The organism is uncultured Porphyromonas sp., from assembly GCF_938039215.1.
Lineage (GTDB): Bacteria > Bacteroidota > Bacteroidia > Bacteroidales > Porphyromonadaceae > Porphyromonas.
Genome location: NZ_CALHVI010000006.1, coordinates 1 through 14,348, shown reverse-complemented (window position 1 = coordinate 14,348; position 14,348 = coordinate 1). Strand labels below are relative to the sequence as shown.

The window sequence follows — 14,348 nt, the reverse complement described above, 5'->3', positions numbered from 1 at the left end:
GCTAGATTTAGCCTCCCTTTTATGGCGCAAAGTAGCGTTTTCGGGGAGCCTTCCCAAGAGGCGAAAAACAACCCTACGGTAGGTCGCCCGATCGACCTACCGTAGGTCGCATGAACGACCCACAGTGGGTCGTCTCGGCGACCTACCATAGGTTTTGAGAAGGGTCTTCGCTAGCCCCTTGGGAAGCGGACTGGAGCTCGCTCAGAAAAGATGCTGTAAAATGTGTATCTTGGCATGGCCTTTGCCAGAGACTAAGCAAGCTAAGTATTAACCCCGTCTCAGCGTGGCTTGTCATCGATGGCAGGCTTTGAGACTTCTAAATTTGAAAGAAAGCAATGAAGTTCCCTAAGTGGATTATCGCCGCAGTTATCACCGTAGTGATCGTTGGTTCCTTCGCTCTGTGGGGGATCTCCCAGTACAACGGCCTTGTAGAGATGGACCAGAATGTCAAGAGCAACTGGAGCCAAGTAGAGAACCAGTACCAGCGCCGTAGCGACCTCATCCCTAACCTCGTCAATGTGGTCAAGGGCTATGCTTCGCACGAACGTGAGACCCTCGAAGGGGTCATCACAGCTCGCAAGGCTACCTCTACGACGATCAATGCCAGCGATATGGATGAAGCTGCACTGCAGCGCTTCCAGCAGAGTCAAGATGCTCTGTCCTCGGCCCTCTCTCGTCTGATGGTCGTCGTCGAGAAGTACCCCGACCTCAAGGCTAATGAGCAGTTCCTTGAGCTCTCTTCGCAGCTCGAGGGTACGGAGAATCGTATCGCTACGGCTCGCCGTGACTTCAATACCGCTGCTCAAGCCTACAATACGCACCGCAACAAGTTCCCCACGGTCATCGTGGCTGGAGTTGCAGGCTTCCGTGAACGTCCCTACTTCGCTGCTCAGGCAGGGAGTGAAGTGGCTCCTACGGTAGACTTCTCTTCAGATAAGTAAAGAACCCAATCATTTGCTTTAGATAAGATGGACAAGAAGCATCTCGGGTACAGACCCAGCGTGCTCCGCTTCTTACTTCTAGGGCTTCTGATCCTCCTTCCCCTCGGCCTCAGAGCTGAGGGGCGGGTCTATACACCCGCTCTCGTCCCCAAGGTCTTTGCCGAGGATAGCCTCCAGCTCCTCTCGGATCCCGAGGGCTACATCAATCGAGAGGATCGGGCACGGATCAATGAGGCGCTCACTGAGATCCGCCTCTCTACGGGGGTGGAGTTTGCCGTGGTCGTCCTGCCTAGTATCGGCCAGGTCGATATAGAGAGCTTCTCCACGGAGCTCTTCCGTCTCTGGGGCTTAGGCTCTAAGAAGAGGAACGACGGGCTCCTGCTGGCGCTCGTGATGGATCAGAGGAAGCTTCGCTTCGAGACTGGCTATGGTATGGAGGGGATCCTCACCGATGCCCTTGCCTCTCGTATCCAGCGTCGGGAGATGATCCCTCTGATGCGTGAAGGAAAGTACGGCGAGGCGATCTATCGGGGAGTCCTTGCCGTAGGGAGTGTGATCAAGGGGGAGGAATATACCTCCGACCGACGTACTGCCCGAGAGGATGAAGAGACTGATGGCTGGAGGCTCTTCTTTGGCTTCTATGGGCTCATCGTCGTCACGATGGGTTATAGTGCCTTCTCAAGCCTTAAGGAGAAGCGCCTACGTGCTCGGATCAGCCCAGCAGAGGCTAGGAGTACATATATTGGGCTTTCCTCTTCGGTCTCGCAGTACCGGGCCATCCTCCTCGTCCTCTGCCTCCCGCTTGGGCTCATCTATTATCTCTATAGTCGAAAGATCCTCAGTGAGGTCCATGAGCGTTCGCTCCTGTGCCCCCACTGCCACACTCCCCACCTTCAAGCTCTTCCCCCACGGGATACCCTCGACTCTCTGACCCCGCAGCAGAAGAGAGAGGTGGAGCTCGGCTCTCGCTATTATCTAGCCTATGCCTGCTCGCACTGCGCTCATGTCGAGATCGAAGGGCGGAATCTGGCTCCGAACTGGCATGTCTGCAAGCGCTGTGGCGCCCGTACCGTCAGCCTCGAGCGCAAGGAACCTATCCAGCGTGGACGCTATCGTGTCCGCCTGCACTATCTCTGTCACTACTGTGGCAATACCACCCACGAAGATCATGATGAAGATTCAGGTCAGAAGGCTCAGGTAGCCTCGATACTCATGGGAGCTCTCATCGGTGGCCTCGCTCGTCGTAGCGTTGGCGGTAGCTGGGGTGACTCTGGCGGTAGCGGCTGGGGAGGTGGTGGCTTCGGCGGTGGATCCTCTGGTGGCGGTGGCGCTACTGGAGGCTGGTAACCAACTCCTTTCCCTCTGAATATACTAAGGCCTCCGCCCGATAGACGACGCTCATCTAGCGTACCAGTCTATCGGGCGGAGGCCTTGTTGTATTGTCGGGGTTAGTCGAGCGGGACGGGGACGACCTTCGGGGCTTCTCCCTGCAGGTAGCATAGGTAGCCCGAGACCTCGTCGAAGCCCATCTGTCTCAGGAGCTTCATGTAGCCCTTCACTTGCGTGAGGTGCTGCTTCCGCTCCGCCCCGAACTTATAGTCGATGACCTCGATATGCCCATCGGGGTAGCGAACCACACGGTCGGGTCTACGGCTGGTCTCTAGTCCTCCGCCGATGATCGCACGCTCATTGTAGACGATCCCAGAGCCGTCGAACCACCGAGCAGTGTCGGGGTGCTCCATGAAGCCTCGGAGCATCGAAGAGAGTTCGTCAGTCTCATCCTCCTTGATGTAGCCTCGGTAGACGGCTTCACCGATGGCAGCGTCGATCTCCGTGCTCTGCTTGATCTCTGAGAGGACGAGGTGCATCGTACGACCATATTGTCGTTGCTTCTCCTCTGTGAAGTATTCGAGCCCTTCTCTTAGGATGGCTAGTCTCGAGGCTATGGGGTAGGAGCTGAGGGTGGTGACTTGGAGCGTATTGACTTCTTCCTGCTCCTTCCTCTGATGATTGATAAGGGGAGCTTCTCTGTCGGTCTTGGTAGGATCGTCCTGGGGTGAAGATAGGGCAGATAGCCCTTCCCAGAGGGGATGATCCTCGCCTCCCTTCTCAAAGAAGAGGGCCTCGATAGTCTTTGGTTGCCTTGGCTTCTTGTCCTTCTTACCCTTCTCGTCCTTCTTGTCTGATGCTTCGACCTCTTCCCCTAGCCAGATGTGGAGCTCTTGCTTGGGGCGTGTCGTAGCCACGTAGAGGAGGTTGAGCGCATCGAACTGGTAGCGGAGCTTCTCCTCGAAGTAGGTCTTCGCGAAGTAGCTCTGCTGTAGTGCACTCCCGTATGTTATGGGTACGCTATCCACTCCGCACGAGGCGAAGGCTTCTAGTCCTTCTTCCCCAAGGATCGGGCACCAGAGGATGTTGCTCGAGTTTCCTTCGGCATCGAGCTTCCACCCTAGATCGGGGAGAAGGACGACGGGGAAGCCTAGCCCCTTGGACTTGTGGATCGTCATGAGGGAGAGCGCATCATCTGAAGCGACGCTGACGATCTTCTGCTCCGAGCCTCGCTCTTCCCACTCTTGGAGGAAGGAGGATATATCTGCAGACTGCTCCTGCTCCCAGAGGTAGAGCATATCGAGGAGCTTCACTAGGTAAGCCCCTTCACTCTCGTGGAAAAGCTGACCGAACTGATGGATCAAGATCTCGGCGACTTCATAGAGCCCTCTTCGCCCGATATCTCTTAGTCCTTGTAGCTCCTCTTCGCTGAGCTCCTTGGGTTCCTTCCCTGAGATCTCGAAGAGCTGATGGTAGGCTTCCTGAAGGATGGCTTGGTGTAGCGGAGTCCCATTCTCCCCGATGTAGCCGAGGGCTGCGATGAGGAAGCGCACGGAGTAGGCATTGCTCACTAGTAGAGCTTCCTCGGAGACGAAGTTCAGCGAATAGCCCTTCTTCTCCTCTTCGGGGAACTGCATCAGCGCTTCGGCTACCGCTGTGGCTGTCTTCTTAGCACGTACGAGGATAGCTATGTCGGAGGGCTTGTAGCCTCGCTCCTGTAGATCAATGATGACCTTGGGGAGCTGAGCGATGGCATCCTTCAGGTCAGTCGTATCGTCATCGTCTTCTCCTTCCTCACTCTCGCTTTCCTCGGAAGAACCCTTTTTCTTTGCAGGCTTCTGGTAGTGGTGAAGGACGACTTGACCCGTTTGCTTCTTGCCCTTCTCTGGGACTTCCTGCTCTACATCGGCATAAGCCTGAATGAGCTGCTCTAGGTAAGCATCGAGATGTGCCTTGACGGAGGCTAGGTCGACACCGCTCTTGGTTGCCTCAGCCCACTGCGCCTCGAAGAGCGAACGAAGAAGCTTGGGGAGACGCTGGTAGAGTTCGTTGTTGAACTTGATGATCTCGGGTGTGCTTCGCCAGTTATGCTTGAGTTGATGTGGGTAGGCTTGTTCACCGAAGTCTCGGGGAAGGCTGGTGGTCAGGAGCGAACTATCGGAGTTGCGGAAGCGATAGATACTCTGCTTGGCATCGCCTACGATGAGGCAGTCCTTCCCAGAGGCAAGGGAGTTCTTCAGCAGAGGCAGGAAGTTGGAGTACTGCATCCGACTCGTGTCTTGGAACTCGTCGATCATGTGGTGATCGACCCGTGCCCCTATCTTCTCATAGAGGAAAGGCACGTCGCTTTCGGTATCCTTGAGCAGCGAGGAGATGAGCGAAGGTGCGTCGGAGAGGAGCATGAGGCCACCCTCGAGCTTGAGGCGCTGCAGGGCATCATCGATATCGATCAGTACCCCATAAAGACCCGAATAGCGAAGGATCTGACGAGCCGTCATGTAGAGCGGAGCCTTATCGATACTATAGGCTCTGAAATCCGAGAGGGTAGTGCGGAGCTCCTCAACGATGGGGCTAAGGCGAGACTCTAGAGCTCGGGCTTTTTCTCGCCCCTCAGCATTCGTCCCTTTTGAAACGAGCCCAAGGAAAGGCTCGTCTTCTGAAGCCTCTATGAAGTTCACCAAGCGTGCCTTGCTTGCCAGAAGCTCGTTCTTATCAAAGAGGTTTCCCTTCAGTCTCTGGCAGGCAAGGATAGCAGAGAAGACCCCACCAGTCTTGTAGCTAAGCTCTGTGATCTCTACATTCGCTTGCTTTAGGAGATCCAGTGCCTTCTCGCACAGATCTAGCGCAGCTGCTTCGATGCTCTTGATGATCTTCGCCGCTTCGGAGCGTAGCTTCCCCACGGCTTCACGTGTGGGGAACTTATGGTTTGCTCTGAGGAGCTTCACCGCTTCGGTCTCCAGCTGTGAAGCGAAGTCTCCTAGGATTTTCTTGATGTCAAACTGCTTGCCCTTCTCTATCTGCTCTTGGGTAAGCTCCGAGAGCCAAGCATTGAGTTCTTTGTTCGGCTCCCCTTCTTCCTGCGCTGCTAAGACTCCTAGTACTGCATCCTGCAGGAGCGGCTTGGAGTCGATCTGTACACGCAGTGCGCCCGAATGCCCGAGTTCGTGGGCAAAGGAGCGCACTACCTCCTGGAAGAAGGAGTCGATCGTGCGGACACGGAAGCTCGAATAGTCTAGTAGGAGCGCACGAAGCGCACGTACTGCTCGCTCTTGGAGCTTGCTGGGGGTGAGCTTGAGACTCTCAGCTAACTCCTCGGCGAATGGCGACTGGTCGGGCTTGTTGGCTAGCCGATAGAGCTCCTGGACGATACGCTCCTTCATCTCAAGGGTTGCCTTCTTGGTGAAGGTCACCGCTTGTATGGTCGAGAAGTAATGTGGGTTAGGAGTGCTGAGGGCTAGGCGCAGGTATTCACGTGTCAGTGTGTGCGTCTTCCCCGAGCCCGCCGAAGCGGTGTAGATACTTAGCTGCATAGCTGGATGTCGCAGGATGCCTAAGCGTGCTCAACTAATACTCGTCGGGTGTCGACGTGGTGTCGAGCTTCTCATCGTCACGTCCTCTATTGTGGTAGTGACGGCGTAGGGGATTGCGTGTCGCCTCGTCGTACCTGCGGCGAGCTCGGTAGATGTCGAGTGCTTGGTAGAGGGCGGTACGCATGGAGGTCGGGTCTGCGATGCCCTTGCCTGCGATGTCGTAGCCTGTGCCGTGGTCGGGAGAAGTGCGGACGAAGTTCAACCCTAGGGTGACATTGACCCCTTCATTCATATAGAGGGCTTTGAAGGGGGCTAAGCCTTGGTCGTGGTACATGGCGAGGATCCCGTCAAACGCATCGACACGACCACTACCCCAGAAGCCATCCCCAGGGAAGGGGCCGAAGGCGATAATGCCCGAGGCGAAGGCCTCCTCGATGGCCGGACGAATGATCGTCTCCTCCTCGTCTCCGATGAGCCCCTTGTCGCCAGCATGGGGGTTGAGGGCAAGTACGGCTAGACGAGGCTTGATGATGCCGAAGTCACGCTGCAGTCCTGCCTCGAGGATGCGCAGCTTGCGAACGATCAGTTCGGTGCTCAGGTGCGAAGAGACAGCACTAAGTGGGAGGTGTGCCGTCGTAAGGGCTACACGGCAGTCGCCCGAGGCTAGGACCATGAGGGATTCGCCTGGTGTGCGTGCAGCCATTGCTTCGAGGTAATCTGTATGCCCCTTGTAGGGGAAGAGATCTCGAGGCATGATGGACTTGTTGATGGGGGCTGTGACGAGGAGGTCACAGAGGCCCATGCGGATGTCGGCGGTGGCACGCTCCAGAGCCACGAAGGCACATTGACCTGCTTCGTCTGTCGCTTGGCCGATCTCGACTTTCTCCTTGCCCGAAGTGCAGTCGAGGATGTTGAGGACACCGTCCTTCGCCTCGCTAGCTAGTCGGATGCTGTGCCACGATACCTGCTCGAGGCCGAGGTGCTCCTTCCAGAAGGAGGCTACTCGTGAGGAGCCGTAGAGGATCGGGGTGAAGAGCTCGGTGATGCGCTCGTCTTCGAAGATCTTGAGCAGTACTTCGTAGCTGATGCCATTGATGTCGCCATGCGTGATGGCTACTCGTATTTTATGCTGACCCATGCTTGGTATTTGGTCTTAGAAGCCCTTAGTGAATCGTGCCTTGAGGATAATCCCAGGGTCGAAGGTCTTCACCCCACTGGGGCGGAAGGAATAGAGGGCAGCTTCCATCATGCGGATCAGATGGAGCTTGTCCTCATTTGGGCGGTAGACGAAGCCCTCGAAGACGTAGACCTTGCCCGCCGCCTTATCGACGATGGCATGGCTGACGAAGGGGCCTCCCATCATAGCGCCTCCCTCCATCTTCCAGAGACCTCTGAGTTCGGCACGAGCCGTCTCTTCGGTGGGGAGCTGGACACGGCGGTAGAGGAGACCATAGTTCTGCTCAGTGCAGGGGTATGAGCCTTCAAATTCCCCCGTGATATTGACCTTCAGCACGGAGTCACGCTTGGCTACGAGCGCATCGAGACCGATGTCCTTGGGGGTACGGTAGGGATAGGTGTAGACGAGGATATCGTGACGTGAGCGCATGGAGGAGTTGGACATCCAAAGGAAGTCCTTGCCGACACGCTTGTGGCGAATATCCTCGGGGACATTGACTCGGTGACCGAAGAGGCTATCGACCTGCTCAAGTACGCGCTGGCTGTAGGTCTTGGCTACCACCTCGCTGTAGAGGAAGAGCTCGTGACGGATGAAGAGGTTCATCAGCCCCTCGCCATTGGTCTTGATGTAGGAGCGGACGGAGTCGGGGCTGGGGGAGGTCAGTCGAGCCACTACCTGCCCCGTAGCCCAGTCGTCGTAGCTGTATTTGAGGGAGACCTTGCTGTAGCGCTGGGGGTCGATGTCGAGGAGGAAGACATTGCGCACGAGCTGGAGTGTTCCCTTGAAGGACTGCGTGGGTACTCGTGAGATGCGCAGCGAGGGCTCACTCTGGGGTAGGGCAGGAGCATCCTCTTCCAGTAGGTCATAGAGGTCCTGCGCCATGGGGGTCTCGAAGTATTCCTTCTCCATGACGAGCATCAGCTCGCCTGGCTTCCCGATGGCATTCTGCTGGAGCACAGAGCCTTTGGAGGAAGAGGGCTTGCAGCTCGAGAGGGCAAGGAAGGAGGTGAGTAAGAGAGGCAGGGCAAAGCCTACCCAGCGATTGATCTTCATAGGATATATCTTGTTTGTCTTTTCTGCTTAATGTACAGTAAGACAAAGATAACGAAAGTGGGGGAGAGTCGTACTAAGATGCGGGGCGGAAGCTCGTCTTCTAACGGTGCTCTGGAGGGGGGCCTTTTTACCCTATGAAACCTACTCCTCTCATGAGGCCCAAAAGAACCCTACGGTAGGTCGGCAAAACGACCTACCGTAGGTCGCATGGACGACCCACTGTGGGTCGCCTCGACGACCTACCGTAGGTTTTGTACCCCCTCTTAGCTGGGGCTTATTTTCTCGATTGGTAGTCGGCATCTCCGGTCATCGCATGGAGAAGCTGGTAGCTTGGGATAATTGTACTATCTTTGCCGTCGCTCCGAAAAGGCCCAGATGGCGGAATCGGTAGACGCGTTGGTCTCAAACACCAATGGACGCAAGTTCGTGCCGGTTCGATCCCGGCTCTGGGTACCGCCTCATGAAGAACCCCTCTGTAAATCAATGATTTGCAGAGGGGTTCTTTCGTTGGCGGACGTTTTGGCGGACGATTTTGCCCTTCCAAGGGGCTTGGACAAAGGGATTAGAGCAAAGTGAAACTACCGAGGATTCACTATATTTGTGGCTAAGGCTGTCCTTTTGCGGCCTTGACTTGTGTTAATCAACTTGTCATATCCCTCCTCCTTTTAGCCTCATAAGCTCATGGATGAACCACTCCTGCCCAGTCGCAAGCCTCTTGGCTTCTGGAAGACCGTCTTAGCTACGTTCGTTGGTGGCCTCGCTGCCAGCATCGCCACCTCGGTCATCGCTTTCTTCTTCTTCCTTATGATGTTGATCGGGGGAATTCTCTCCCAGTCGGCACCCAAGAAGATCGAAGCGAATAGCGTCCTCAAGATCAATCTCAGCTCCATCTCCGAGCTGGTGACGACCGATGACTGGATGAGCTTCCTCCCAGGTGGTGACAAGGAAGACCAAGCAGTCTCGCTCACACAGGCACTCTCGGCGATCCGCAAGGCTAAGGCGAATGATCACATCCGAGGGATCTACCTCAACCTCGATATGTACAGCGGAGGGATGGCTTCGACGGCTGATCTGCGTGCCGCTCTCCAAGACTTCCGCTCCTCGGGGAAGTTCATCATCGCCTATGCCGATAGCTACGATCAGAAGGCCTATTACCTCTCTTCCGTCGCTGATCAGGTGATCCTCAATCCCGAGGGCTCTGTCGGGCTCGTCGGGCTTGCTTCCTCACCGATATTCTACCACCAAGCGCTCGAGAAGCTCGGAGTCAAGGCTCAGGTCTTCAAGGTCGGTACATATAAGGGGGCTGTCGAGCCTTTCATCCTCGACAAGCTTAGCGAACCCAATAGAGAGCAGATCTCTGTCTATCTCTCTGGACTCTGGGACTTCATCCTCAAGGAAGTTTCGACTTCACGCTCTATTCCTGTCGATAGCCTGCGCTCCTTCGCAGAGCAAGGCCTAGCTTTCTCCGAGGCTCAGACCTTCGTCCGTAGTCGCCTCGTAGATACGCTGGCTTACCGCCTCGATGTAGAGGGGCTTATTGCCCGCCGTGTAGGGGCCGCCTCGCCAAAGGATCTGCACGTAGTCACTCTGGCTGACTTGAGGGATCTGCCTGATCCTCTAGACGCTTCTCGTAGCAGTCAGGATAATCAAGTCACCGTGATCTATGCCGAAGGTGAGATCGGGGACAACCCCATGAGCTCAGAGGGAATCACCCAAGAACTGGCTCAGCGCCTCAGAGAACTCAGAGAGGACGACAAGACCAAAGCCATCGTCCTGCGTGTCAATTCGCCTGGGGGAAGTGCCTTCCTCTCCGAGCAGATCTGGCACGAAGTCTATGAGCTTAGGAAGAGCCGTACCATCGTCGTCTCCATGGGCGATGTGGCAGCCTCTGGGGGATATTATATCGCTTCCGCAGCAGATGCTGTCGTCGCTAGTCCCGTGACCCTCACGGGCTCCATCGGGATCTTCGGGATCATCCCCAATGCTACAGAACTAGCTAATAAGATCGGACTCAATGTCGATGTCGTCAAGACTTCTCCCTATGCAGATATGGGTGTCTCTAGCCCGCTGGCTTTCGTCCTGAGACCTCTGACCGAGGATAAGCAGCTCCTCATCCAGCGCCAAGTCGAGCGAGGCTACAAGACCTTCCTCTCCCGTGTCTCCACGGGACGTGATATGCCCGTAGCTCTCGTGGACTCCATCGGACAAGGTCGTGTCTGGCTGGGGACAAAGGCTAAGGAACTGGGACTCGTCGATGAGCTAGGTGGCCTCGAGGATGCTATCCGCCTCGCTGCACGTCTGGCAGGCCTTCCCAAGGACTACGGAGTCAACTATGGGACGACCTCTCGTAGCTTCTTCGATCAGCTCTTCGCCAGCAAGAGTTCGGATCGCTTCACGGCTCGTCTTCGAGACTTCTTCATGAGCGACGAGGAGAAAAAGATCCGAGAATTCCTCCGCCAGAGCTACCAGTATAGTGGGATACAGGCTCGCCTGCCCTACGAGTACGCACCTTACTAATCGTGGGGCTTCCCCACTTTGCCTATTCCCTTCATGAAGAGAAGTAACAATCCGCTCCTTTACCTCCTCTCCTGGCTGTATGGCTCGGGGGTCAATCTGCGCAACTTCCTCTTCAACCAAGGGATCCTCAAGCAGCAGTCTTACCCTATCCCCCTGATCTGTGTCGGCAATATCACCGTCGGAGGTACGGGCAAGACCCCTCATGTCGAGCTCCTCATCTCCATACTTCGGGCACGGCATCGTATCGCCGTCATTAGCCGAGGCTACAAGCGTAAGACCCGTGGCCTACATGAGGTGACGCTAAACTCTACTGTCTGTGAGGTCGGAGACGAACCCAAGCAGATCAAGCAGAAGTACCCCGAAGTGCGCTTCGTCGTCGATGGTAATCGCCGTCGAGCTATGGCCTATCTCCTCAGCCTTCCCCCACATGAGCGTCCGGATGTGGTGCTTCTAGATGATGGCTTCCAGCATAGGTATGTGCACCCTTCGTTCAGTATCTTGCTGGTGGATGCACAGCGTGAGTTGCACGAGGATCGACTGCTCCCCGTAGGAGATCTTCGTGAGCCGTCGATCGCACGATACCGAGCCGACTGTATCGTCTTGACTAAGTGTCCGAAGGATATGCAGCCTATTACGCTGAGGATCATGCAGCGCAACCTCGCACTCTATCCCCACCAGCGGATCTACTTCTCTCGCATCGATTATCAGCAGCCCCGTGCAGTGCGGACGCTGCTTGGCGGGGAAGGTGAGCCCTTACCCGAAGGTGCCCGACTTCTTGGGCTTTCGGGTATTGCCTCTCCCGAGACGTTCTTCTCCTATCTGCGTGAGCACTATGAGCTGGTAGACACTCTGATCTATCGGGATCATCATCACTTCCGAGATCGTGACTATCAGACGATCCTTGAGGCATGGAAGCAGGCTAAGGAGGCTAAGCCTTTGGAGCCGCTCTACATCCTCTGCACGGAGAAGGATGCCGTGCGTCTAGCCGATCACTTCTCAGAGCTCCCCGAGGAACTGCAGCAGACCCTCTACTATCTCCCCATCGAGACGCAGATCCTCTATCGTCCTGAGGAATTCCGCCAAATGATCGAGAAGGCTGCCATCGCACTCCCACACTCTCTCAGGAGCTAGTATCGTAGGGGCAAGAGGCAAGTGCTATTAGCCTTCCCCTTCGCTCTTCCTTGTATCCCATCATTTACTTATGTCACGAACAGAGATTTCTTCCCTTGGGGAATTTGCACTCATCAAGCATCTAACTAAAGACTTCCCTCTCCATCACGAGAGTACTCGTCTAGGGGTAGGGGATGATGCAGCTATCATCGCTTATCCCGAGGGATTACATACCCTTCTCACGACAGACCTGCTGTTGGAGGGGATTCACTTCGACCTGACGTACACTCCGCTACGTCACCTAGGCTATAAGGCGGCTATAGGTAGCTTCTCCGACATCTACGCGATGAACGGGCATCCTCAGCAGCTTACCTGCTCCATCGGAGTGTCGTCACGCTTCGCTGTCGAAGATCTAGAGGAGCTCTATGCAGGACTTCGTCTAGCCTGCGAACGCTATGGGGTGGATCTCGTCGGAGGAGACACATCGGCCAGCCTCACAGGGCTCTGTATCAGCATCACCTGCCTTGGGGCAGCTCGTCCCGAGGAGATCGTACGAAGAAGTGGAGCTAAGCCCACGGATCTCATCTGCGTCACAGGGAACCTCGGTGCTGCCTATATGGGACTACAACTCCTCGAGCGTGAGAAGCGGGTCTTCGCAGGACAGCAAGGGGATTTCGATCCCGACTTCGCTGAGCATGAATACATCCTCGAGCGTCAGCTTCGTCCCGAGGCTCGTCAAGATATCATCCTTGCACTGGGGAAGTTGGGCCTACGTCCGACAGCGATGATTGACAGCTCTGATGGGCTTGCTTCGGAGCTCTTACATCTATCTAAGGAGAGTGGTGTAGGGATCCGTATCTACGAAGATCGCCTGCCGATCGACATCGAGACGCTACGCATGGCCGAAGAACTCAAGATGTCTACCACGACGGTGGCAATGAATGGTGGGGAGGACTTTGAACTGATCTTCACCGTCCCGCTCTCCGAACTTGACCGACTGAAGGAGCTCGAAGGAGTGCATATCATTGGCCATGTGACTCCCGAGACTCAGGGGTGCTACCTCGTGACCCCTGATGGGGCTGAGCTTCGTCTGAGGGCACAAGGCTGGCCAGAGGAAGAGGCATAGCTCTCTAGAGAAGCTTTGCTATCCAATACCCTTTATTTACTTTGCTAGACTACTCGCCTCTGTGGGGAAGCTCAGTCCTCTCCGCTGCGTCCCGTATGCCTAGCCAATCACCTGCTTCACGAGCCAAGAAATACTAAAGGCTACCCCTCCGATCTGTGAGGGGTAGCCTTTATTGTGCGTTTGTGTTTGGGGTGCAGTGGGGGGCTTATATAATGGGGTCGTGTACTGGCCGTAGTTGGCGACGCCAGTAGAGAAGGAGCTCTGTATGGTCACCAGAGACGAGGTTCTCCTCCAGGAGGTGGATGATGAATTCTACTGCTTCATAGCAACCAAGATGCGCTGCCTGCTCGGCATAGTAATAGGAGGCATCATAGTCGATAGGACCACCGCCACCAGGGAGGAAGCTCTTAGCGACGATGAAGTAAGCAGGTCCTGAGCCCGCTTCCATAGCCTTCTTGAGGTAGGAGAGGGCGGTGTCCTCGGATCGCTCTACGCCTTTGCCCTCGAGGTAGAGGTAATAGAGCTGTAGGTAGGCATCTGAGAAGCCTCGTTCGCCTGCTGCTTGGAGGTAGAAGAGGGCTTTGGGTGGTACGCTTGCGCCTTCCTGAGCTTGGATCTGGATCAGAGCGCTTGTGTAGAGTGCGTGGGGGTAGCCCTGTTCGACAGCTTTGACGAGCCATTCAAGGGCCGGACGGTCAGAGCCCTCTTCATGTCCCGAAGAATAGTAGTCGAAGAGGAGGTATTGTGCTTCAGCCTCACCTGCCTCGGCTGCAGTGCGAAGATCTTCAAGAGTGCGTGTGCCGAAGGGGGGAGGGGTCGGTAGGTCGATGTGTTCGAGAGCGACTGAAGTATACGAGGTGGGAGCGGTGTGTGGCTGGCTGGTAGCAGTTTTGGTCGTGGCGGCCACAGGAGGCTGTGTGCTCTCAGTGGAAGTGTTACTCGACTGAGATCCAAAGAGTCGCTTAGCTAGGCTAGTAAGGATATTACCCATTGGAGTGAAGTGTTGTTTTATAAAATAAGAGGGTCTCCATGCTTGTATTTATTAAATGGAGGTCTTCTTCTGTCGCAAAGATAAGGAAATACTCTGTTGTTTGTGTAGTTCTTCTAGATTTATTCCCCTCGGAGAAACAAATTGTCTTGAGAATGATGCTTTTTCTTCTCATCAGGGGGATGAGCAGGAAGGAATTAGAAGGGCTCCTTACTTCAACCAAGGGCTACGGGGAAGATCGGATCCTATCCCATCAAATAGCCCCTTCTTGAGGGGGTAAAAAGCGACCCACGGTAGGTCGCTCTTAAAACCTACTGTGGGTCGCCTGACCGACCTACGGTAGGTCGCATCGACGACCTACCGTAGGTTTTTTTCGGGGGGATCTGTGATCCTCCTTCTTTTTGGGGGATTGTACGGGTGGAAAGTCCTAGGTTTCTCCCTCTGGCTTTGCCCCCTACTTTTGGCCGTCATATAGGCTTGGGAATGCCTGCCAATTTAAGGGGGGAGATAGCCCCTTTCTCTTAGAGCTATCTTTAGTAGTACTTCCCTCTGTGGTAGCGGGTGAAGTAGCGGATCC

At 55.4% G+C, this 14,348-nt stretch carries 9 protein-coding genes and 1 tRNA gene; 6 read left to right on the top strand and 4 right to left on the bottom strand.

The features are described 5' to 3' along the window. The first annotated feature begins 335 nt into the window (after positions 1-335). On the top strand, positions 336-941 hold the full coding sequence (locus Q0336_RS00935) for a LemA family protein (protein WP_298524453.1): 606 nt from the start codon (positions 336-338) through the stop codon (positions 939-941). A 27-nt stretch (positions 942-968) separates the two neighbouring features. Then, entirely contained in the window at positions 969-2,288 is a 1,320-nt protein-coding gene (locus Q0336_RS00930) for a TPM domain-containing protein (RefSeq protein WP_298524450.1), read from the top strand. Between the two features lie 101 nt (positions 2,289-2,389). On the opposite strand, the gene Q0336_RS00925 is transcribed toward Q0336_RS00930, so the two are convergent. Genes Q0336_RS00925 through Q0336_RS00915 form a run of 3 tightly spaced genes read right to left on the bottom strand, consistent with a single transcriptional unit; the run spans position 2,390 to position 8,030 of the window. Beyond that, positions 2,390-5,800: a UvrD-helicase domain-containing protein gene (locus tag Q0336_RS00925; RefSeq protein WP_298524447.1), complete on the bottom strand. Its 3,411-nt coding sequence runs from the start codon at positions 5,798-5,800 to the stop codon at positions 2,390-2,392. A gap of 34 nt (positions 5,801-5,834) precedes the next feature. After that, positions 5,835-6,938, bottom strand: a complete 1,104-nt coding sequence (gene pdxA, locus Q0336_RS00920; RefSeq protein ID WP_298524444.1) for a 4-hydroxythreonine-4-phosphate dehydrogenase PdxA — start codon at positions 6,936-6,938, stop codon at positions 5,835-5,837. 15 nt (positions 6,939-6,953) lie between these two features. After that, complete coding sequence (locus tag Q0336_RS00915) at positions 6,954-8,030, bottom strand: DUF4837 family protein (RefSeq protein ID WP_298524441.1); 1,077 nt, start codon at positions 8,028-8,030, stop codon at positions 6,954-6,956. A 369-nt stretch (positions 8,031-8,399) separates the two neighbouring features. Between Q0336_RS00915 and Q0336_RS00910 the strand changes: the two genes are divergently transcribed. The 4 genes from Q0336_RS00910 to thiL all read left to right on the top strand — a co-directional run bounded on the left by Q0336_RS00910 (position 8,400) and on the right by thiL (position 12,783). After that, positions 8,400-8,483: transfer RNA gene (locus Q0336_RS00910), tRNA-Leu, on the top strand. Positions 8,484-8,711: 228 nt separating this feature from the next. Continuing rightward, positions 8,712-10,547: a signal peptide peptidase SppA gene (gene sppA, locus Q0336_RS00905; RefSeq protein ID WP_298524438.1), complete on the top strand. Its 1,836-nt coding sequence runs from the start codon at positions 8,712-8,714 to the stop codon at positions 10,545-10,547. A 33-nt stretch (positions 10,548-10,580) separates the two neighbouring features. Further along, positions 10,581-11,678: a tetraacyldisaccharide 4'-kinase gene (gene lpxK, locus Q0336_RS00900; protein ID WP_298524435.1), complete on the top strand. Its 1,098-nt coding sequence runs from the start codon at positions 10,581-10,583 to the stop codon at positions 11,676-11,678. Positions 11,679-11,748: 70 nt separating this feature from the next. Further along, entirely contained in the window at positions 11,749-12,783 is a 1,035-nt protein-coding gene (thiL, locus tag Q0336_RS00895; RefSeq protein ID WP_298524430.1) for a thiamine-phosphate kinase, read from the top strand. A 205-nt stretch (positions 12,784-12,988) separates the two neighbouring features. Here thiL and Q0336_RS00890 read toward each other — a convergent pair whose 3' ends face one another. Beyond that, the gene (locus Q0336_RS00890; protein ID WP_298524427.1) at positions 12,989-13,774 is read right to left on the bottom strand and encodes a tetratricopeptide repeat protein; all 786 of its coding nucleotides are present in this window, start codon (positions 13,772-13,774) and stop codon (positions 12,989-12,991) included. Positions 13,775-14,348 lie beyond the last annotated feature (574 nt).

Excerpts from the sequence above, each read along its gene's own strand:
- pdxA (WP_298524444.1), bottom strand. The coding sequence starts at position 6,938 with ATGGGTCAGCATAAAATACGAGTAGCCATCACGCATGGCGACATCAAT.
- Q0336_RS00925 (WP_298524447.1), bottom strand. The coding sequence starts at position 5,800 with ATGCAGCTAAGTATCTACACCGCTTCGGCGGGCTCGGGGAAGACGCAC.
- lpxK (WP_298524435.1), top strand. The coding sequence starts at position 10,581 with ATGAAGAGAAGTAACAATCCGCTCCTTTACCTCCTCTCCTGGCTGTAT.
- Q0336_RS00915 (WP_298524441.1), bottom strand. The coding sequence starts at position 8,030 with ATGAAGATCAATCGCTGGGTAGGCTTTGCCCTGCCTCTCTTACTCACC.
- Q0336_RS00935 (WP_298524453.1), top strand. The coding sequence starts at position 336 with ATGAAGTTCCCTAAGTGGATTATCGCCGCAGTTATCACCGTAGTGATC.
- Q0336_RS00890 (WP_298524427.1), bottom strand. The coding sequence starts at position 13,774 with ATGGGTAATATCCTTACTAGCCTAGCTAAGCGACTCTTTGGATCTCAG.
- Q0336_RS00930 (WP_298524450.1), top strand. The coding sequence starts at position 969 with ATGGACAAGAAGCATCTCGGGTACAGACCCAGCGTGCTCCGCTTCTTA.
- thiL (WP_298524430.1), top strand. The coding sequence starts at position 11,749 with ATGTCACGAACAGAGATTTCTTCCCTTGGGGAATTTGCACTCATCAAG.
- sppA (WP_298524438.1), top strand. The coding sequence starts at position 8,712 with ATGGATGAACCACTCCTGCCCAGTCGCAAGCCTCTTGGCTTCTGGAAG.